Raw genomic sequence first — 19262 nt, 5'->3', positions numbered from 1 at the left:
ACATCTCCTTGCTATCACAGCGCTTCAGAGTGATATATGTACATGCCAAAGGGATAGGCAAACAAAACAAGCCGAAAGCAAGGAGGACAAAGCCATGACAAACATTTTTGAAGAAACCTACAACCGCATCGAAGAAGCAAAGAAAGCCTACAAGGCAGCCACCACCGCCGAGGAAAGGGACGCCGCAAGAGAAACCGCGAAGGCAGCCGAGGATCAGATCGACGAGATGGGCGACATTGCCCACAAGATCTACCGGGCTTACGAGAAATCAAGAGACAACGAGAATGAGATTTTAAACTTCGACGACATCATCTGGGACCGGGATGTAGAAGCCCTTACCGCCTGCATGAAGGAGAACGGCATCAAGGCATTCACCTACAGCTGCAGAGCAACGGATGCGATTGAAACCTTATGGCTTTTCAAACAGGCAGGCTGCACGATCGGAAAGATGGTCGAGGTCAACCTCAGGAAGGACTTCTTCGGAAAGGGCTACGAGAAAGGCCACGCCTTCAAGATGATCCTGAACTAAAAAGACAAAGGAGGATGCACCACAGCGGGGCCTCTTCCTCGTACAAGATACACAGTTTTTACATGGATCTTTGTGACATATATCCGACAGAACTCCTTGCTATATAGTGCCTCAAGAGTGATTAATGTACATGTCAAAGGAAAAGGGTATACACAGAAAACGGAGGACAAAGCCATGTGGAACAAAGGAAGCATCAAGATCGAAAACCAGATTTTTACCTACTGCGCAAAGGTATATGGTGAGCCAAGTGAGGAATACGGAATCGAGGGTGGCAAGATCAGTAAGCTTGAGATTCGCCTCGGTGATTTCCCGGTCGCAAGATACGACAGAGGATGGGACATTGAACCGGTGACCGAAAACGCACAGCTTGCGGTGGCTGCAATCCTGCACAGCATGAATTAAAAGACAAGACAGCAAATTCCGGGAGGGAGCCAAGCGGCTCTTTCTCTCGTACACATACATACCACATGGGATGGGATCGCTTCGGCGGTCTTTTTTTTGATGGACAGAAAGGAGGTGTTCCCTATGGCGACCAGAGGAAGAAAGCCGACTCCAACAGCAATCAAGGAGCTGGAAGGAAATCCGGGAAAAAGAAAACTGAATGAGAACGAGCCAAGGCCAGAACGAAAAGCACCTTCCTGTCCAAAATGGCTCGACAAAGAGGCAAGGAAGGAGTGGCATAGGCTCGCAAAGAAGATGGAAGCCATCGGCGTTCTTACGGAAGTCGATATGGCTGCTTTTGCGGCTTACTGTCAGTCCTACGCGAGATGGAAGGAAGCAGAGGAGTTCATCAGCCAGCACGGTTCGATCGTGCGAACGCCTTCCGGATACTGGCAGCAGGTCCCGCAGGTGTCAATCGCCCAGACCTATATGAAACAGATGGGAAAGTTCGCGACCGAGTTCGGTCTGACTCCAGCTTCCAGGTCGAGGCTGATTGCAGATGCTGGGCAGGCAGGGCCGGGTGATGAAATGGAGGAACTCCTGGGAGGTGATCCGTAATGGAGGAACGTCCCGAGGATATGCCAAAGCTCACGGACTATCAGCCGACCCGGTTCATGCTGCCGACGTCCCATTATGATGCATCAAAAGCAGACCGGGCGGTGAAGTTCATCGAGATGCTTCGACACACCAAAGGCAAGTGGGCCGGAAAGCGTTTCTGGCTCCTTCCGTGGCAGGAACAGATCATCCGGGATCTCTTTGGGATCGTGAAGCCCGACGGGAACCGGCAGTTCCGGACAGCTTACATCGAAATCGGAAAGAAGAATGGAAAGTCAGAGCTTGCTGCTGCAGTTGCCCTGTATCTCCTGTACGCAGACAACGAGCCATCCGCTGAAGTCTACGGTGCAGCTGCAGACCGGCAGCAGGCATCCATTGTCTTTGATGTCGCCCACCAGATGGTGAACATGGCACCGGCGCTTTTGAAGCGGTCAAAGATCATGGCCGCCAGCAAGCGGATTGTGAACTACTCAAACGCTGGATTCTACCAGGTGCTTTCGGCAGAGGTAGGAACGAAACACGGCTTGAATGTATCCGGGCTTGTGTTTGATGAGGTTCACGCGCAACCCACTAGAAGACTCTTCGATGTACTCACACAAGGGTCTGGTGATGCACGCGAACAGCCATTGTATTTCCTTATTACAACGGCGGGTACAGATAAGAACTCGATCTGCTATGAGTTGCACCAGAAGGCAAAAGAGATCCTCTCCGGTCAGAGAGTGGATCATACATTTTATCCTGTCGTCTATGGACTGGAAGAAGGAGAAGACTGGCACGATGAGAAGAACTGGTACAAGGCAAATCCAAGCCTCGGACAGACGATCGCTATCGAGCGTGTGCGGGAGCATTACCACGAGGCGATGGAGAACCCGGCAGAGGAAGCGGTGTTTAAGCAGCTCCGGCTAAACATGTGGGTATCCAGTACGACCGCCTTCATTCCGGAGCAGGTCTTTGATCAGGGAAATGAACCGATTGATCTGGACAGCCTCCGGGGAAGGGAGTGCTATGGCGGTCTCGACCTTTCCAGTACTGGTGATATCACAGCGCTCGTTCTGATGTTCCCGCCAAGGGACGAGACAGAGAAATACATCTGCCTTCCGTTCTTTTGGGTACCGGAGGACACCATTCCGATCCGGGTGCGCCGGGCATCAGTCCCCTATGATGTGTGGGTGAAGCAGGGATACATGAAAGCGACCGAAGGAAATGTGATCGACTACAACTTTATCGAGAAGTTTATCCTCGACCTCTACAAGATCTACAACATCAAGGAGATCGCGGTCGACCGCTGGAATGCCACCCAGCTCATCATTAACCTGCAGGACGATGGGATGACAATGATTCCCTTCGGGCAGGGATTTAAGGATATGTCCCCTCCTACGAAAGAGTTCTACAAGCTGATGATGGAGGGAAAGATCATCCATGGTGGCAATCCGGTCCTTCGCTGGATGGCGCTGAACGTGGTGGTGGATCGCGACGCCGCGGACAATGTGAAACCTACGAAGGCAAGATCCCCTGAAAAAATCGACGGCATCGTCGCCGCAATTATGGCGTTGGATCGGTGTATCCGGCAGGAACATTCAGATAGCGTTTATGACAGCCGGGGGCTGATCACATTTTGATGGAGGAAGTATCGATGGGATTTAACGATCTATTTCACAGAAGGAAGGCAAGAGCAGATCCCAAGGATATGACATCTGGGAGCGTGTACCGGGCTTACTACGGACACACCTCCTCCGGAAAGACCGTGACGGAGCGAAGCTCCATGCAGGTGACCGCTGTGTATGCCTGCGTCCGGGTGCTTGCAGAAGCTGTGGCCAGCCTGCCGCTTCACCTCTACAAGGAAGAGGATGGCAGCAAGGTAAAGGCAACGGATCATCCTTTGTACTTTCTTCTCCATAGCGAGCCAAACGAAGAGATGACAGCCTATTCCTTCTGGGAGACCCTCATGACACACCTTCTCCTGTGGGGTAATGGCTTTGTGCAGATCATCCGGAATGGAAAGGGAGAAGTCACAGCGCTGTATCCTCTGATGCCAAACCGCATGACCGTGGACCGCGATGAGAACGGGCACATCTACTACCAGTACCTCTGGTCCAAAGGATCCGATGCACCGACGATGAAGGAGACGATCGTGAAGCTCTCTCCCCATGAGGTGATGCAGATCCCGGGGCTAGGTTTTGATGGTCTTGTCGGATACAGCCCGATTGCGATGGCAAAAAACTCGATCGGCCTTTCGATGGCGTGTGAGGAATACGGCTCGAAGTTCTTTGAGAACGGAGCAGCGCCTTCCGGTGTCCTCGAGCATCCGGGCATCCTGAAGGATCCGGAGAAAGTGAGAGATAGTTGGCAGGCAGCATTCGGCGGCAGCCAGAATGCCGGGAAGGTAGCCGTCCTCGAGGAAGGAATGAAGTATTCACCGATCTCCATCAATCCGCAGGAGGCACAGTTCCTCGATACGAGAAAGTTCCAGATTGATGAGATTGCACGGATCTTCCGGGTGCCTCCCCATATGATAGGAGACCTTGAGCACGCGACTTTTTCGAACATCGAGGAACAGTCACTCGAATTCGTGACCTACAGCCTGCAGCCTTGGCTGACCCGGATTGAGTCGGCGATCTCCCGGTCGCTTCTTACCAAAGACGAGAAGATGGTCTACTACGCGAGGTTCAATGTCGATGGGCTTCTTCGTGGCAACTACGCTTCCCGGATGCAGGGCTATGCGACCGGCATCAGTAACGGTTTTATGTGCGTAAATGATGTGCGGCGACTGGAGAACATGGATCTTGTCCCGGATGAAGAGGGAGGAAACCTGTTTCTCGTGAACGGCAGCATGACGCCTTTGAAATCAGCAGGGGCAGCTTATCAGCAGAGCGGTTCGAATGGTGGTACGGATCCTCCTGAGCAGGAAGAGACTGATCCGCAACAGGAACCGGAGGAGGATACCCAAAATACAAAACCCCGCAGAAGGGGAAGGAGGAACTCATGAACAAGTTTTGGAAGTGGGTGCGCAACAAGGCACCGGATGGTGAAGATCCGGGCCTTGCGGAACGCACTCTGTTTTTGAACGGAACCATCGCTTCTGAGAGCTGGTTTGACGATGACGTCACTCCGGCTCTTTTTAAGTCCGATCTCGATTCCGGGAAAGGCCCGATTACGGTCTGGATCAACTCTCCCGGCGGCGATGTCTGGGCGGCAGCACAGATCTACAACATGCTCCTGTCTTACGGCGGGAAGGTCACGGTGAAGATCGATGGTCTTGCGGCTTCTGCAGCCTCTGTGATTGCGATGGCAGGCGATGAGGTACTTGTCTCGCCTGTTTCGATGCTGATGATCCATAACCCGTCCACGATGGCGATGGGCGACAAGGATGATCTGGCGCAGGTGATCTCTATGCTGGATTCCGTGAAGGATTCCATCCTGAATGCCTACGTGAAGAAGACCGGTCTTTCCAAGAACAAGCTCTCAAAGCTCATGGATGATGAGACCTGGATGGACGCCAACAAGGCGGTCGAGCTTCATTTTGCAGACCGCGTGATGGAACGCCCGGATCTTTACCATGAAGACGAGCAGGCAAAGAAAGTGCCGGACGAGGGTGATCCGGATGAGAAAGAGCCGGAGGAATCCAAGGAACAGGAGGATCAGCCGGCACAGGAATCCGAGGATCCTGAGAAGAAGGACAAGGATCTGATCCACACAGGATTCCTTTATTCCAGTCGCCAAATGGCGGCTGACTTCACCAACAAGGTGAAGAAACACTACGCAGTAACCAGTAAAGCAGAGGAAGGCCGGAGCGTGGATGCTCTCATGGAGCGCCTGAATCTGCTGCGCACAATGATGTGAGGAGGAAAACACATATGAACGTACAGGATTTGATTGCAAAGAGAGCAAGAGCGTGGGAGGCGGCGAAGTCCTTCCTCGAGGCTCACAGGGGAGAGAACGGTGTCCTCTCTGCGGCAGATGGGGAAACCTATGACCGGATGGAGAAGGAGATCACCGATCTTACCAAAGAGATCGACCGCCTGAACCGTCAGGCAGCCATTGAGGCACAGCTGAACCAGCCGACCTCGGCTCCGCTTTCTAACATGCCGACCAGCACTGGTGAGAAGGTCAAGAAGGGCCGCGCTTCCGATCAGTATGCGAAGGATATGCTGACCGCCATGCGCACGAACTTCCATCAGGTATCTGACATCCTGCAGGAGGGCGTAGATGCCGATGGCGGTTACCTTGTACCGGAGGAGTGGGATTCGAGACTGATCGATGTCCTGAATGAAGAGAACATCATGAGAGGCCTTGCTACTCAGATCACCACTTCCGGTGAGCACAAGATCAACATCGCAGGTGCCAAGCCTACGGCTGCATGGATCGAAGAGGGCGGCGCTCTCCAGTTTACAGATGCAAAGTTCGGTCAGAAGATTCTCGATGCCCACAAGCTGCACGTGGCAGTGAAGGTTACCGAGGAGCTGCTCTACGACTCCATGTTTGACCTCGCAAGCTACATCACGACCCAGTTCGGTATTGCGATTGCAAACGCCGAGGAGGATGCCTTCCTGAACGGCGATGGCAAGGGCAAGCCGACCGGCCTTTTTGATGAGGCGAACGGTGGCACCGTCGCAAAGACCCTCACCGGGACCAAGCTCGGCACCGATGATGTTCTGGATCTCGTGTATGCTCTGAAGCGCCCTTACCGTAAGAAGGCAGCATTCATCATGAACGACCAGACCCTTGCGGCGCTGAGAAAGCTGAAGGACAACAACGGAGCTTACATCTGGCAGCCGTCTTATCAGGCAGGAGAGCCGGACAGACTCCTTGGCTATGCGGTTCACACCAGCGCCTTTGCACCGGAGCTTGCCGCCGGAAAGCCTGTGATGGCATTCGGCGACTACAGCTACTACAACATCGGCGATCGCGGCACTCGTTCCATGCAGGAGCTTCGCGAGCTCTTCGCAGGCAACGGTATGATCGGTTACGTTGCAAAGGAGCGTGTCGATGGTCTTCTGGTGTTGCCGGAGGCCGTGCAGATCATGAAGGCAGGCGCATCTGCCTGATCCGCAGTTGTAACAAAGTAATGTTGAGAGCTCGGGGTGTCACAGCCCTGGGATTTCTTTCTGGCTGGAAGGGAGGCAGTGATGTTCTCACTGGATGAAGCAAAGAAATATCTCCGGGTCGATTCGAACGATGAAGACGACATCATTCAGCAGGAACTGGATGCCGCCGAGAGCCTAGTCGCTTCGGTTCTCCGGAAGGACAGTCTTGGTGAAGACGATAGTCCGATTGTCACGGTGGCAGTGCTGTATTCTCTCGCTTACATCAACGAGCATCGGGAAGAAGCTGATCATCACGCACTGACGATCACACTCCGGAACCTTCTCTTCGGAGAACGGGACCCGAGGTTCTGATGGAGGTGGGAGATGAATATCGCGGCAATGAATGTCCGTGTCACGATCCAGAAGAACGAGGTCGTGAAGGATAAGTACGGCAACCACGCCAATACATGGGTCGACTTCTACACCTGCTGGGCGACACCGGTTCAGAGTGGAGGGTCCGAAAAGCAGGAGGCCGGGACTACCAACAGCACGGATGCGATTGACTTTACGGTCCGTTATGCAAAGTGCCTTGAAGGACTCGATTCCACAAAGATTCGGATCCGCCTGGGAGATGCGATCTATAACGTCACCGCCATTGATCCGATGGGATTTAAGCACAACAGTCTTAAATTCAAGTGCGAGAAGGTAAAGCGATGAAGGTAAAGGTAGATGATCTTGCGGCGACGGTCGAGAAGACACTCTCGGATTATGCCGACGATGTGAACGACATCGTAAAGCAGGAGATCAAGGATGCCGGGAAGGAAGCCGTAAAGGAACTGAAGGAAAAGTCACCGAAACGCACTGGAAAGTATGCGAAGGGCTGGCGTTCTACCGTCCAGAAGGAATCAGCGATCGGGGCTGAGGTGGTCGTTCATAACAAGATCTATGGACTCACGCATCTTTTGGAAAAAGGCCATGCCAAGCGTGGAGGCGGGCGAGTCGAGGGCACTCCTCATATCGCTCCGGTCGAGGAAGAGATCACCGGAAAGCTGTCGGATGAGATTGAAAAGGAACTGAAGGGCTGAGACCGGGAGGAAGCAATGGATAAGATCATACAAATTCTGGAGGAGTTGGGACTTCCCTTTGCCTACGACCATTTTGCCGAGGGAGAGGGTCCAGATCCTCCCTTCATTTGTTTTCGGTATCCAAACAGCGACAACTTCGCTGCAGATGGCGCGGTGTATTTCTCGATTACGGAAACCGACATCGAGCTCTACACGGATCGGAAGGATCCGGAGACAGAAAAGAAACTGGAAGATCTGCTCGTGAAGAACGACATCTTCTTTGATAAGACGGAGACCTGGATAGAGTCGGAGAAGCTCTACGAGGTCTTGTATTCCTTTGAACAGGAGGCATGAAATGGGAAGTAAAAAGAACAAGGTTAAGTACAACCTTAAAAATGTACACTATGCCATCGCGACGATTGCCGAGGATGGCACGGCCACCTTTGCGGATCCGGTGGCGTGGCCGGGTGCTGTATCTCTTTCGCTGGACGCTCAGGGAGACCAGACGATCTTCTGGGCAGACGGCGTGCAGTACTTTGTCACCAATGCGAACAGCGGCTACAACGGAGACTTCGAGTCAGCAATGGTACCGGAGGACTTCCGGGAGAACGTCCTCGGAGAGATTAAGGATGGCAACGGTGTTCTGATCGAGGATGCGGATGCGCAGCCGATCCACTTTGCGTTGCTCTTTGAGTTTGACGGCGATGTGAACGAGATCCGTCATGTCATGTACAACTGTACGGCATCGAGACCTTCCGTGGCGTCTTCCACAAAGGAGGATTCTATTGAGGTCCAGACCGAGAGCCTGACCATCAATGCCACCAGCATCAAGGATGCAACGCTTGGCAAGAACATCGTCAAAGCCCGTTCTGGTGCGGATACGGCGGATGCTACTTATCAGAATTGGTACAGCAAGGTCTACACACCTGCTGCGGCCAGTGCATCTACAAGCACAGCATCGACCAGCACGACGAGCACAACCACATCCAGTTCCAGTAAGTGATAAGGAGGAGAGCGTATGTATCAGGAAATTTCTCTCCGGCTCGTTGACGGGTCAGAGAAGAAGTTCCCGTTTCTCGCCACGGGGACCACGGCTTACAGATATAAACAGGTATTTCATCAGGATCTGATGATTCTTTTGAACAAGATGGAGAACAGCGAGGACGACCAGACGGATATGACGGTCGGAGACAAACTCGCTTTTATCATGAACGCGCAGGCAGAGAAACGGGACATGAATACCCTGAACGTGGACGCCTTCCTCGAATGGGCGGATCAGTTTGACGGGGCAGAGTTGTTTCTGCATATGCAGGAATTCGTCACGCTCTATCTTGGATCGCGGAGGACAACTTCGAAACCAAAAAAAGAAGCCGCCCAACTGAAAGGGAAGTAAACACAGCCGTGTTTATGCTGCGTGCCAAGCAGCTGGGCTTTTCCCTTGCAGAACTCGACAGTGTAGAGGAAGGGCTCGTGATGGATATGATCATTGAATCCGGGAATGACCTCTGTGACGACGAGTACCGGCAAGTAGCAACGCAGCAGGATTTTGATTCGTTTTGATTGAGCATCTGTGAATAGCCGGTGCTTTTTTCATGCCATGAAGGGAGGAGTAGTCTATGGCAGATCGTATTAAAGGCATAACCATTGAGCTGGACGGCGATACTACCAAGCTCTCCAATGCTCTGAAAGGTGTGAACAAGGAGATCAGGGATACCCAGTCGAATCTTAAGGATGTAAACAAGCTCCTAAAGATGGACCCGGGCAATGCGGATCTTCTTACGCAGAAGCAGAAATATCTCACCGACGCGATTGACGCGACAAAGAAGAAGCTCGCCGAGGAGAAGGAAGCCCTCGCACAGCTGAAGGCGGGGCCTCAAACAGAGGAGACGCAGAAGCAGCAGGAAGCACTGACCCGGGAGATTGAAGCTACCAAGCAGTCGCTGGAAGGACTCGAGGACGAGTACAAGAAGTTCGGCTCCGTTGCCGGCCAGCAACTTCAGGTCGCCGGCGACAAGATGAAAGAGGTCGGCGGCAAGATCAGTGATGTCGGAGGTGGGCTCACCAAGGGCATCACAGTTCCGGTCGCTGCCGCGGCGGGAGCGTCAGTTGCGGCTTGGAAGGAAGTCGATGAAGCTCTCGATACCGTTACTGAGAAGACGGGTGCAAGTGGTGCTGCCCTTGAGGATATGCAGAAGAGGGCGAAGTCTATCGCAGAGACAATCCCGACTGATTTCCAGACCGCCGGTGATGCTATCGGCGAGGTGAACACGAGATTTGGTCTAACCGGCGATGCACTCGAGGATCTTTCCACGAAGTTTGTGGAGTTCGCCACACTGAATTCAACGGATGTATCCACCTCGGTCGACAACGTGTCGTCCGTCCTCAATGCCTTCGGGCAGTCTTCTGATGATGCCGGGAATCTTCTCGACGCTTTAAACCAGGTCGGGCAGGCGACCGGTGTATCGATGGATACCCTCTCGCAGGATCTTGCAAAGAATGCCGGGCAGTTTCAGGCAATGGGACTTTCGGCAGAGCAGGCAGCAGGATTCATGGGTGCGGTCGAGATGTCGGGCCTTGATACCTCGACGATGCTTACCGGCCTAACCAAGGCACAGAAGGTTGCTACGAAGAATGGCCAGTCCCTCAGTGATGCTCTGAAGGACTTCTCCAAGACGATGAACAGCAACCAGAGCGATACTGAGAAGCTGCAGGCAGCTTATGACCTGTTCGGCTCTCGCGCCGGTGGTGCCATTTACAATGCAGTTCAGAGTGGCAAGCTCTCATTAAACGACCTCTCTACCACGCTTGGAGATTATGCCGGGTCGGTAGAGAAGACGTTCAATGAAACACTGGATCCTCTCGATCAGATGACGGTTGTGATGAATAACCTGAAGGACCTCGGAGCAGAGATTGTCGATGCATCCGCACCTATGATCACAGAAGCCATGACGCAGATCAAAGATGTGGTGACTGCCCTGAAGGATGCATGGGATGGCCTGTCTCCGTGCATGCAGGAAGCAATCGTCAAAGCGGCACTTATTGCTGCGGCGGTTGGTCCGGTTCTTGTAGGCATCGGAAAGGTCGTCACTGCAGTCGGCTCTGTGACGAGTATCGTTGGAAAACTCGTCGGTTTTATCTCCGGCACGGTGATTCCGGCAATCGGGGCAGTATCCGTACCAATCCTTCCGATCATCGCTATCATCGCGGCAGTTGTGGCTGCTGTGGTTGCGGTCATTGAGATTGTGAAGCACTGGGGAGAAATTTCTGAGTGGTTCGGCGGTGTGTGGTCTACGGTCTGCTCTGGTGTGCAGTCGATCGGGGAAGGGCTCGGTACCTTCTTCTCCGGGCTTTGGGACGGTATCCAGTCCGCCACGGAGACTGTCTGGAACGGCATAAGCAACTTCTTCACCGGACTGTGGAGCGGAATCAGCACCACGGCAACGACGGTCTTTACCGGAATCTCCGATTTTCTTGGCAATACGTGGTCGACCATCAGCTCTGCTGCATCGACAGCGTGGAGCGGGATCACCACGATACTCTCCGGTGCATGGGATGGGATCAAGACGACAGCCGGAACTGCTTTTGATACCGTAAAGACCACCATCAGTACCGCATGGGACACCGTAAAAACAAACACCGGCACCGCGTGGGATGCCATTCAGGCATCTGTTGATCAGCATGGAGGTGGGATCAAGGGCATCATTGGTACCGCAGTGGATGCCTACAAGTCGATCTGGGAGGCAGGATTCTCGAAGATCAATGAGTTGACGGGAGGGAAGCTCGGGAATGCCTTGTCTTCTGCACAGGGAAAGCTCGATGACATCAAAGGAGCATTCTCCTCCATGATCGAGAATGCAAAGAGCATCGTAAGCGGTGGCCTTGACCGCATCAAGGGTTTCTTTGCCGGGTGTCATCTGGAGCTTCCAAAGATCAAGCTCCCGCACTTCTCCATCAGCGGCAAGCTCTCCATTGACCCGCCTTCAGTTCCGCATCTTTCTGTGGACTGGTACCGGAAAGCCATGGATGATGCCTACATCTTAAACAGCCCGACGATCTTTGGCGCTGCAGGCGGCAGGCTCCTTGGCGGAGGAGAGGCCGGTCAGGAAGCAGTAGTTGGTACAGACAAGCTCACAGAGATCGTACAGGGAGCTCTGGCAGGTGTCGGTGGCGGCGACATCATTATCCCGGTTTATATCGGGCAGGAGAGGATTGATGAGATCGTCGTCCGTGCCACCCAGCGGAGCAATTACCGGTCAGGAGGGCGATGATGCTTAGTGAATATCCAATCTACTTTGATGATGTAAAGCTCTTTCCACCATCGAAATGGGAAGAGAGTAGCAGCGTGGTCGAGAGTGTAAATCAGACCGAAGCAGGAACGGATCAGGTCATTGTCACAAGATATGACAAGCTGTCCGTCTCTGCCTCTTTTCAGTGTTCTGCAGGCTGGGCGTCAAAGTTTGCTGCTTTTCGTGATAAGGACAGTATTGAGGTGAAGCTCTATGATTTGAAGACACAAGGCTATAAGACGCGGCAGATGCGGATGCGGAATTTTAAACCGGGACTCGAGGAGCACTCGGAGAAGACAAAGGGAACGAATGGGCTCTACACGGTGAGCTTTGACCTTGAGGAATTCTAAGGAGGGAGGCGCTTCATGTACGCAGTAAGTGAACAATACAAGGCTGCCATGAAGCAGCCGGTCCAGAGATTCCGGATGACGGGAAAAGTCGGCAGGGCATCCTTTACAGATGACAACATTCTTTCTGGATCTTTTTCGATTACCAACCAGTGCTCGGATGACTCCTCTGTCCAGATCGGACAGGTCTACATCGGAGAACTGGATGTGACGCTCATGAACGTAAACATTGCCCGGTATAGCTGGAAAGGTCAGGAGATCGCACCAGTATTTGGCATGCATCTGTCGGACGGAACCTACGAGGACGTGCCGCTTGGCATCTTCACGATTGACTCCGCAAAGCATACCGCCTCCGGTGTGGTGATTAAGGCTTACGATCACATGGCCAAATTTGATAAGAACTGTTCGGTCACTTCCATCAATGGCACGGCTTACAACCTGATGCTCACGGCTTGTACGGCCTGCGGTCTTTCCCTTGGCACCACGAGTGAAGAGTTCGCCGCAATGGCAAACGGATCAGATGAGCTTTCCCTTTACAGCGAGTCCGACATTGAAACTTGGAGAGACTTTGTCTCATGGGTCGCCGTATCGATTGCTGCAAACGTCTATGCAGGCCGGGATGGAAAGATTTATGTCCGGGCTTACGATCAGGTTGTAGTGGATGAGCTTGATACCGCTCATCGCTTTGCAGGATGTGAATTCTCTGATTTTACAACTCGCTACACCGGACTCTCCGTTGTGAACCTCGCCGGGAAGACCACATCTTATTATGCCCTCGATCCGGACGACGGTCTAACCTACAACATCGGCTCGGATCCCTTTCTCCAGTATGGTGTGGGCGAGAAGAAGGATGCACAGAGAAACGCGATCCTGACCGCATTGTCACAGGTTGACTATGTGCCGTTCAAGGCAGAGCTGATCGGAAATCCCGCCTACGACCTCATGGACGTATTCCGCTTTTCTGATGGGCTTGCTGATAAGGACAAGCTCTTCTGTATGACGAAGTTCACGTTCAGCTACAATAAGTCCTTCACCATGCAGGGGGTAGGACAGGACCCGGCACTTGCATCAGCTAAATCTAAGACGGATAAGAACCTGCAGGGCATCCTGTCCTCAAATGAGAATCAGGATTACATCCGCTACTATGACTACCAGAACGCAGCGGACTACGACATCGCTGACACAGCTAAGGCGAAGATCATCGATATCCGCTATATCACGGTAAAGGACACCCACATCGACTTCCATGCAGAGATCAAGCTGACGCTCGATACGACGGAAACGGAAGCAGAAGGCCTCCTGTCAGATACCGATGCGGTCATGACTGTTACCTACTACCTGAACGGGGAGGAAGTTAAGGACTACGTTCCGGTGGAAACCCTGCCAGATGGGACGCATCTCCTGCATCTTCTTTTTACATGGAACAGTACAGCGAATCTTACTGGAAATTTTGAAGTTTGGCTTTCAATGGCCGGTGGCAGTTGCCATATCTCACGCGGAGATGCCAGAGCTTACATGGCAGGACAGGGGCTGGCAGGAAACGGTGCTTGGGATGGAACGGTCACAGTTTACGATACGCTTCCGGGCATGAACCTGTTTCCGGTGTGCCGGGGCGTTGATACTTCGGTGGACTTCAGCCTCTTTTCCCCGGGGACATATGGCTATTCCGACATCGTTCCTTCAATGTCTCTTACGAGTGTGGTGCAGCCGATCGCTGGCACCATCGGTCCGGTGAAGTTCCTGCACCGGTTTGATACGGAGCACCTTGACGCGGTCACCTACAACACGGATGAGATTGAAGTGAAGGATGGCGTATGGAAGCTGAAGGATGGAGTGACGATCGCGGAACTTGTGACAAAGGATTGTGAAGTGGAACAGGTTCTCAATGCCGCATCGAACTGTGACAGCAACAACGTGAACTTCCTTGCCTCCTTCGATCATGGCGGCACCTGGTGGGAATACGCCAACGGATGGATCACACCGGATACCACGAAGGAGTCTTATGGCATGTTCGCCCCGGCAATGAAGGAGATCACAAAGGAACAGTGGGCCGTAAAGCTCACCGGTTCCATTCAATTGAAGACGATCATCCATGAGAAGGGGACACTTACGGATATCCAGATCTTTACGAAAGAGGTGGAAGAATGATCAAAGGACATACCAAAATCGAGCTCTTTAATGCCAAGACAGGAGAGCGTGAGTTCGAATATGAAAAGGACAACCTCGTTACGAACGCAGTGCAGGAGCTGATTGCTTTCCAAACCATGATCGGAAGACCGATGAACAATAATGTCTTTCCCATTGCGAAGAATGCTCTCGGCGGTATCCTGCTTTTTGACGGGAAGCTCACTGAGGATGTGAACAATACAAACTTCCCAACAGAGGCGAAGCTGGTCGGCTATGCTTCCCGGGATACCAACACCGATGACGCCATGCGAGGATCCTTAAATGCGATCGAGACACATAAAACAGATACCGGCTATGTCTCCGTCTGGGACTTCGGTACGGCGCAGGCAAACGGAACCATTCAGTCGGTTGCCCTGACGAGTGCCTATGCCGGAGTGAATCCCTTCCAGAGACAGGTTTGCGGGGACTTCTTCTGTGATATGGATACCATCGAAAATAAGGAACATAACGGGAGGCCATTCCTCGTAAAGGATGGGTTTGTTTATTGGCTGAATGCGGATGGTGTCACAGTTCAGCGCGGAAGGTTTGATCCCTATGCGGTGAAGGTGGCCGATCTGACTTATGGTTCTTTTACCCTTCCGTATGAGAACGTAACGACGCTGGAGCTTCCAGATTATAAGAATTTTAGCAATATTGGTCCGGCAAAATACTGGATGCCCGGTACGGATGGCTACCTCTATCTCATCACGCAAAACAACCGGGTCAGCAGTTATACCTCTTACGGCAACACCTACTACAACTATTATTACGATGAGGGAAATGAAAAGGACGACGCAAAGCTCTACATCACGAAGTACAAGATGTCAGATCTATCTTTTGAGAAGCAGCCGGAGGAGGTGGTCACGCTTGCCGGGGTGTACCTGGCTTCGAGAAATGAGTATTCGATCGTCATCAACAAGGGGTACCTCTACGCCAAATCTTATGATGCACATAGTATCTACGTTGTGAACCTGTCCAACACGGTGGACATTAAGACCTTTACCTTTGATAACAACGGAACATTCGACGGGATGACGCCGATGTTCTATAACGGCGGCGTTCAGTACCAGTATCAGTATCAGAAGGACGGGAACAATTATTACAGGACAGGCTTCCTGTATCCGGACGCTTCTCATTCCGAGGAGGCGGTTGACGGAGCTGCGATTGCAATTTTGCCGATCCTATATTCCGATGGGAAGATCCTCGCAACCTACCATTATGATGGCTATTACGATAATGACCGGATCCGGACAGCGCTCAGGTGTGCCTACCTCGGAACGATCAATAACCTGTCGTCCCCGGTAACAAAGAACGCTTCGCAGACCATGAAGATTACATATACACTGACGGACAAGGAGGATGCATGAATAAGCAGTATGAAGTTCCCTACAACTTTTCCTATGACTTTGTGCCGAAGCTCTCCCGTAGACGAGAGCTTTTTCCATATATCCGCTGCATTTACCTTCCAGCATGGAGGGAGGATGCCACCAGTACGAGAAAGGACATCGAGAAAAGGGAGGAATACCCAAAATCCTATGACGAATATGTTCTGCGACTGAAATGTCTGCAGCAGCTCGGGCTTCCGCTCTGTGTGCTGATGCAGAGGAATGCGACATTAGATGCGCTGGAGAGATATTACGACCTTGGTATCCGGATGTTTACAATCAGCGACGACTCACTTGCGATAGCGTCAAAGAGCAGACACCCGGATATCTCGGTCACGCTCTCTATTACCAGTGCTTTGACAGAATCGGATATCAAGAGCCGGGACCTCTCCATGTATGATCATATCGTGCTGTTTTTCTGGTTCTCCCGTCACCTCGATACAGTGAAGACTCTGCCAAAGAAGTATCGCTACATCCTGATTCCAAACACGGACTGCTATTGGAACTGCAGGTGGCACGATGCGCATTGGTTTGCCACAAACTGGGAAGCGGAGAGAGTAGCTACGAGCCAGTGCCGGAAATGCATTCATGATATGCAGGATACCTCGTATGTCGAGCCAGAGAACCTTTCGCACTTTGATCCGTACATCGACTCTTATAAGCTGGTAGACCGTCTCAATACAACCGACCAGATCCTCTCAGACCTTGCGAGGTACACATCCCGAAACGAGGGAGCTCAGAAGCGGGAGGAGGCGTACTTCAATGTCGATTAAGAAGATCCAGTACGGAGGCGCTCACAAAGTGATCCGGCGGCTCTGTGAGGCAGTGAATCAGCTGATCACAGCAGAAGATGTGCTCTCGAAATTTGATGCGGATGGTGACGGGGTTGTCGACAATGCCGCCAAGGTGAATGGCCATACTGTGGGAAGTGATGTCCCGGCGGATGCAGTCTTTACCGATACGGCCTATGACGACTCTGAAATGAAAGCGGCGGTCAAGGCGAACACAGACGCTCTTGGAGGACATACGGTGAAAACTGATGTTCCAGAAGGTGCTGCCTTCACCGATACAACCTACACGTTTGAGCTGAAGGATGGAAAGCTTACCATCCGGTCCTCATCGGGAACCAAGCAGGTGCTGACTCTGCCAACATCCAGCTCTGGCGGATCCAGCGGAGATGTCACAGAAGTGACAAAGCCCTCGTTTGACCACATCAAAAACGTCGCTGCCGTGACGAAGCTGGCTCTGGATGTCGATGATGGGAATGGATTCGTCACGTATAAGGCAAACAGCGCTGTTCACCTGAAGCGGTCTTCACTCACCAAGAGTGACCCGGATCTTCGTCTGAAAGTTGTCGAAGTGCAGCTTTCGGACGGAACCCTGTCGACCGACATGGACACCTATAACGGGTTCCGGTTTTATGCGACAACAGGAAAGTGCATCGTGGATAACGGAGACAATGGTACGACGTCTTACCCGGATGCAGACCAAATCGGGCATTTCAAGTTTGCCGCTGGTGTTGCCAACGATGAGACGACTCTGATGGCGTACAATCAGGCAACGCTCAAGTATAAGTACCTCATGGTGTATGTCGAAGATTAAGGGAGGTGATACCATTGATAGACTTTATCCTACGATACTGGATTCAGGAGCTGTTTGTCCTGATCATTGCTATCATCACATGGCTTTGGCGGGCGCTGCTCCGGCGAAAACGGGAGAATGACGAAATCAAAGAAGGAATGATGGCATTGCTGCACGACCGTATTTATCAGGCCTGCAGCTTTTTTATTGCCCGGGGATGGTGCTCTCCGGAAGACCGGAGCAACCTCGAGTACCTGTACAAGCCGTACAAGGCGCTTGGCGGTAATGGCACCGGAGAGTCCTTGTATAAGAAGTGTCTGGAACTGCCGCTTACGGCAGACAGAAATAACGAGAAGGAGGATTGAAGCTATGGATTTTGGAATTGCAAGTGTGGCGGCAATCACGGTGATTGCGTATCTGGTCGGCATCGGCTGTAAGGCAGCTGGATCCGTGAAGGATGAGCTGATCCCGGTGATCTGTGGATGCGTTGGTGCGGTGCTCGGCATTGCGGGGCTGTACCTGATGCCGGATTTCCCGGCAAAGGATGTCATCAACGCTCTAGCTGTTGGTATCGTATCTGGTCTAGCGGCAACTGGCGTGAACCAGATCTATAAGCAGCTGACCAAAACGAATCAGTGAGAGGAGGTGATCCTCGTATCCCGGTAGTCCCATCCGTTAATGGGATGCTGTTTCATGGCTCTTCGGGCTTCAAAACCCGGAGGGATTTTCTTGTTGGAATGAAGGAGGAGAAACACATGAGTGAATTCAGAGGAATTGACGTCAGCCATTGGCAGGGAGCTATTGACTGGGCGAAGGTCAGAGCGGCAGGCATCCAGTTCGCCATCATCAAGGCAGGCGGATCGGATGCGGGATTCTATACCGATCCAAGATGGGAAGAAAACTACAGAGGAGCAAAGGCAAATGGGATTGCTGTTGGAGCGTATTATTTTGTCGGTCCTGCCTGCACATCGGCAGAGGATGGAAAGGCCGATGCTGAGCGCTTCCTTGTACAGTTGAAGGGTAAGCAGTTCGAATACCCGGTATATATCGATGTCGAGGCAACAGCTCCGGCAACAAAGGCCGGGGCTACGGCGGCAGCAATTGCCTTTTGCAGAGCGCTAGAATCTGCCGGATACTTTGCCGGAATCTACAGCTCTACATATTCTGGGTTCCGTGAGCGACTGGACGATTCGAAGCTTACGCCATTTACCCATTGGGTAGCACAGTACGCTCCGAGATGTACTTATAGCGGAGCATACGGAATCTGGCAGTATTCATCTTCCGGACGGGTAAATGGCATCAATGGTAACGTGGATTTGGATATCTCGTATCAGGATTATCCGTCCATCATCAAGGCGGGCAGATTCAATGGCTATTCTAAGGTCGGCGCAGCGCAGCCGTTAACACCGGTACAGCCACACAAGTCGGTTGATGAACTTGCCCGGGAGGTGCTTGCCGGTAGGTGGGGCAACGGTGATGATCGGAAGAATCGCATCACAACTGCTGGCTATGATTACGCAGCCGTTCAGGCGAAGGTGAATGAGATGCTTGGTGCAAATCAGGCTGTCTACTACACGGTAAAAAGCGGAGATACGCTCTCTGCAATTGCCGTGAAATATGGAACGAGCGTATCTGCGATCCAGAGACTCAATCCTTCCGTGATCAGGAACGTCAACCTTATCCAGGTGGGATGGAAAATCAGGGTAAAATGAAAGAATGCCTGTGGGCTACTCATGATGATGGGTGGCTCACAGGTTTTTTTTTGACTTTTTATTAGGTCAGTTTACAAGGAACTACACGCAGACCGTGAAACGGGCTGCTGACAACAAACGGCGCTATGCTCCCGGCTGGGTGCATAGCACCTGTTTGTTGCGGGGGTTTCCA

The 19262-nt window shown here is 52.3% G+C and carries 23 protein-coding genes; all 23 read left to right on the top strand.

The genetic code is table 11. The features are described 5' to 3' along the window. The first annotated feature begins 94 nt into the window (after positions 1-94). The 23 genes from ACTQ1O_RS00115 (at position 95) to ACTQ1O_RS00005 (ending at position 19090) form a co-directional block, all read left to right on the top strand. Positions 95-529: a DUF7698 family protein gene (locus ACTQ1O_RS00115; protein WP_441099597.1), complete on the top strand. Its 435-nt coding sequence runs from the start codon at positions 95-97 to the stop codon at positions 527-529. 174 nt (positions 530-703) lie between these two features. Continuing rightward, complete coding sequence (locus ACTQ1O_RS00110) at positions 704-931, top strand: DUF7678 domain-containing protein (RefSeq protein ID WP_441099598.1); 228 nt, start codon at positions 704-706, stop codon at positions 929-931. A gap of 123 nt (positions 932-1054) precedes the next feature. After that, a complete protein-coding gene (locus tag ACTQ1O_RS00105) occupies positions 1055-1528 on the top strand; it encodes a phage terminase small subunit P27 family (RefSeq protein WP_441099599.1) in 474 nt (157 codons plus the stop codon). A gap of 20 nt (positions 1529-1548) precedes the next feature. Then, positions 1549-3144 carry a terminase large subunit gene (locus tag ACTQ1O_RS00100; protein WP_441485848.1) on the top strand — a complete coding sequence of 532 codons (1596 nt, stop codon included), beginning with the start codon at positions 1549-1551 and terminating at the stop codon, positions 3142-3144. A gap of 14 nt (positions 3145-3158) precedes the next feature. Further along, positions 3159-4511, top strand: a complete 1353-nt coding sequence (locus ACTQ1O_RS00095) for a phage portal protein (RefSeq protein WP_441485589.1) — start codon at positions 3159-3161, stop codon at positions 4509-4511. Beyond that, a complete protein-coding gene (locus ACTQ1O_RS00090) occupies positions 4508-5365 on the top strand; it encodes a head maturation protease, ClpP-related (protein ID WP_441485588.1) in 858 nt (285 codons plus the stop codon). Before ACTQ1O_RS00095 ends, ACTQ1O_RS00090 begins: the two co-directional genes overlap by 4 nt. Positions 5366-5379: 14 nt before the next feature. Continuing rightward, the gene (locus ACTQ1O_RS00085; protein ID WP_441099602.1) at positions 5380-6570 is read left to right on the top strand and encodes a phage major capsid protein; all 1191 of its coding nucleotides are present in this window, start codon (positions 5380-5382) and stop codon (positions 6568-6570) included. A gap of 36 nt (positions 6571-6606) precedes the next feature. Continuing rightward, complete coding sequence (locus ACTQ1O_RS00080; RefSeq protein ID WP_441485587.1) at positions 6607-6921, top strand: head-tail connector protein; 315 nt, start codon at positions 6607-6609, stop codon at positions 6919-6921. Positions 6922-6933: 12 nt separating this feature from the next. Then, positions 6934-7266 (top strand): phage head closure protein, encoded by a 333-nt coding sequence (locus ACTQ1O_RS00075; RefSeq protein ID WP_441099604.1) that lies wholly within the window; start codon positions 6934-6936, stop codon positions 7264-7266. Continuing rightward, positions 7263-7634 carry an HK97 gp10 family phage protein gene (locus ACTQ1O_RS00070; RefSeq protein ID WP_441099605.1) on the top strand — a complete coding sequence of 124 codons (372 nt, stop codon included), beginning with the start codon at positions 7263-7265 and terminating at the stop codon, positions 7632-7634. The genes ACTQ1O_RS00075 and ACTQ1O_RS00070 overlap by 4 nt, the downstream gene beginning before the upstream one ends. A gap of 15 nt (positions 7635-7649) precedes the next feature. Then, positions 7650-7967 carry a hypothetical protein gene (locus ACTQ1O_RS00065; protein ID WP_441485586.1) on the top strand — a complete coding sequence of 106 codons (318 nt, stop codon included), beginning with the start codon at positions 7650-7652 and terminating at the stop codon, positions 7965-7967. A gap of 1 nt (position 7968) precedes the next feature. Beyond that, on the top strand, positions 7969-8616 hold the full coding sequence (locus tag ACTQ1O_RS00060; protein WP_441099607.1) for a major tail protein: 648 nt from the start codon (positions 7969-7971) through the stop codon (positions 8614-8616). A 15-nt stretch (positions 8617-8631) separates the two neighbouring features. After that, entirely contained in the window at positions 8632-9006 is a 375-nt protein-coding gene (locus ACTQ1O_RS00055; protein WP_441099608.1) for a hypothetical protein, read from the top strand. 8 nt (positions 9007-9014) lie between these two features. Further along, positions 9015-9173, top strand: coding sequence for a hypothetical protein (locus tag ACTQ1O_RS00050; RefSeq protein ID WP_441485860.1), 159 nt, complete (start codon positions 9015-9017; stop codon positions 9171-9173). A gap of 56 nt (positions 9174-9229) precedes the next feature. Continuing rightward, on the top strand, positions 9230-11881 hold the full coding sequence (locus tag ACTQ1O_RS00045; RefSeq protein ID WP_441485585.1) for a phage tail tape measure protein: 2652 nt from the start codon (positions 9230-9232) through the stop codon (positions 11879-11881). Continuing rightward, positions 11878-12249 carry a hypothetical protein gene (locus ACTQ1O_RS00040; RefSeq protein WP_441485584.1) on the top strand — a complete coding sequence of 124 codons (372 nt, stop codon included), beginning with the start codon at positions 11878-11880 and terminating at the stop codon, positions 12247-12249. Before ACTQ1O_RS00045 ends, ACTQ1O_RS00040 begins: the two co-directional genes overlap by 4 nt. Before the next feature lie 15 nt (positions 12250-12264). Further along, a complete protein-coding gene (locus tag ACTQ1O_RS00035; RefSeq protein WP_441485583.1) occupies positions 12265-14394 on the top strand; it encodes a hypothetical protein in 2130 nt (709 codons plus the stop codon). Beyond that, positions 14391-15779 carry a hypothetical protein gene (locus ACTQ1O_RS00030; RefSeq protein WP_441099613.1) on the top strand — a complete coding sequence of 463 codons (1389 nt, stop codon included), beginning with the start codon at positions 14391-14393 and terminating at the stop codon, positions 15777-15779. The genes ACTQ1O_RS00035 and ACTQ1O_RS00030 overlap by 4 nt, the downstream gene beginning before the upstream one ends. Next, complete coding sequence (locus ACTQ1O_RS00025) at positions 15776-16570, top strand: hypothetical protein (RefSeq protein WP_441099614.1); 795 nt, start codon at positions 15776-15778, stop codon at positions 16568-16570. The genes ACTQ1O_RS00030 and ACTQ1O_RS00025 overlap by 4 nt, the downstream gene beginning before the upstream one ends. Continuing rightward, positions 16560-17399, top strand: coding sequence for a hypothetical protein (locus ACTQ1O_RS00020; protein ID WP_441099615.1), 840 nt, complete (start codon positions 16560-16562; stop codon positions 17397-17399). The genes ACTQ1O_RS00025 and ACTQ1O_RS00020 overlap by 11 nt, the downstream gene beginning before the upstream one ends. A gap of 14 nt (positions 17400-17413) precedes the next feature. Next, on the top strand, positions 17414-17743 hold the full coding sequence (locus ACTQ1O_RS00015; protein WP_441099616.1) for a hypothetical protein: 330 nt from the start codon (positions 17414-17416) through the stop codon (positions 17741-17743). 4 nt (positions 17744-17747) lie between these two features. Further along, positions 17748-18017 (top strand): phage holin family protein, encoded by a 270-nt coding sequence (locus ACTQ1O_RS00010; protein WP_441099617.1) that lies wholly within the window; start codon positions 17748-17750, stop codon positions 18015-18017. Positions 18018-18133: 116 nt separating this feature from the next. Further along, a complete protein-coding gene (locus tag ACTQ1O_RS00005; protein WP_441474575.1) occupies positions 18134-19090 on the top strand; it encodes a GH25 family lysozyme in 957 nt (318 codons plus the stop codon). The last annotated feature ends 172 nt before the right edge of the window (positions 19091-19262 follow it).

The organism is Bilifractor sp. LCP21S3_A7 (assembly GCF_052118825.1).
GTDB lineage: Bacteria > Bacillota > Clostridia > Lachnospirales > Lachnospiraceae > Bilifractor.
This window is presented reverse-complemented; position numbering and strand designations above follow the sequence as displayed.

Excerpts from the sequence above, each read along its gene's own strand:
- ACTQ1O_RS00060 (WP_441099607.1), top strand. The coding sequence starts at position 7,969 with ATGGGAAGTAAAAAGAACAAGGTTAAGTACAACCTTAAAAATGTACAC.
- ACTQ1O_RS00100 (WP_441485848.1), top strand. The coding sequence starts at position 1,549 with ATGCCAAAGCTCACGGACTATCAGCCGACCCGGTTCATGCTGCCGACG.
- ACTQ1O_RS00065 (WP_441485586.1), top strand. The coding sequence starts at position 7,650 with ATGGATAAGATCATACAAATTCTGGAGGAGTTGGGACTTCCCTTTGCC.
- ACTQ1O_RS00025 (WP_441099614.1), top strand. The coding sequence starts at position 15,776 with ATGAATAAGCAGTATGAAGTTCCCTACAACTTTTCCTATGACTTTGTG.
- ACTQ1O_RS00075 (WP_441099604.1), top strand. The coding sequence starts at position 6,934 with ATGAATATCGCGGCAATGAATGTCCGTGTCACGATCCAGAAGAACGAG.
- ACTQ1O_RS00040 (WP_441485584.1), top strand. The coding sequence starts at position 11,878 with ATGATGCTTAGTGAATATCCAATCTACTTTGATGATGTAAAGCTCTTT.
- ACTQ1O_RS00090 (WP_441485588.1), top strand. The coding sequence starts at position 4,508 with ATGAACAAGTTTTGGAAGTGGGTGCGCAACAAGGCACCGGATGGTGAA.
- ACTQ1O_RS00095 (WP_441485589.1), top strand. The coding sequence starts at position 3,159 with ATGGGATTTAACGATCTATTTCACAGAAGGAAGGCAAGAGCAGATCCC.
- ACTQ1O_RS00085 (WP_441099602.1), top strand. The coding sequence starts at position 5,380 with ATGAACGTACAGGATTTGATTGCAAAGAGAGCAAGAGCGTGGGAGGCG.
- ACTQ1O_RS00030 (WP_441099613.1), top strand. The coding sequence starts at position 14,391 with ATGATCAAAGGACATACCAAAATCGAGCTCTTTAATGCCAAGACAGGA.
- ACTQ1O_RS00035 (WP_441485583.1), top strand. The coding sequence starts at position 12,265 with ATGTACGCAGTAAGTGAACAATACAAGGCTGCCATGAAGCAGCCGGTC.
- ACTQ1O_RS00045 (WP_441485585.1), top strand. The coding sequence starts at position 9,230 with ATGGCAGATCGTATTAAAGGCATAACCATTGAGCTGGACGGCGATACT.
- ACTQ1O_RS00105 (WP_441099599.1), top strand. The coding sequence starts at position 1,055 with ATGGCGACCAGAGGAAGAAAGCCGACTCCAACAGCAATCAAGGAGCTG.
- ACTQ1O_RS00005 (WP_441474575.1), top strand. The coding sequence starts at position 18,134 with ATGAGTGAATTCAGAGGAATTGACGTCAGCCATTGGCAGGGAGCTATT.
- ACTQ1O_RS00110 (WP_441099598.1), top strand. The coding sequence starts at position 704 with ATGTGGAACAAAGGAAGCATCAAGATCGAAAACCAGATTTTTACCTAC.
- ACTQ1O_RS00020 (WP_441099615.1), top strand. The coding sequence starts at position 16,560 with ATGTCGATTAAGAAGATCCAGTACGGAGGCGCTCACAAAGTGATCCGG.
- ACTQ1O_RS00055 (WP_441099608.1), top strand. The coding sequence starts at position 8,632 with ATGTATCAGGAAATTTCTCTCCGGCTCGTTGACGGGTCAGAGAAGAAG.
- ACTQ1O_RS00070 (WP_441099605.1), top strand. The coding sequence starts at position 7,263 with ATGAAGGTAAAGGTAGATGATCTTGCGGCGACGGTCGAGAAGACACTC.
- ACTQ1O_RS00010 (WP_441099617.1), top strand. The coding sequence starts at position 17,748 with ATGGATTTTGGAATTGCAAGTGTGGCGGCAATCACGGTGATTGCGTAT.
- ACTQ1O_RS00115 (WP_441099597.1), top strand. The coding sequence starts at position 95 with ATGACAAACATTTTTGAAGAAACCTACAACCGCATCGAAGAAGCAAAG.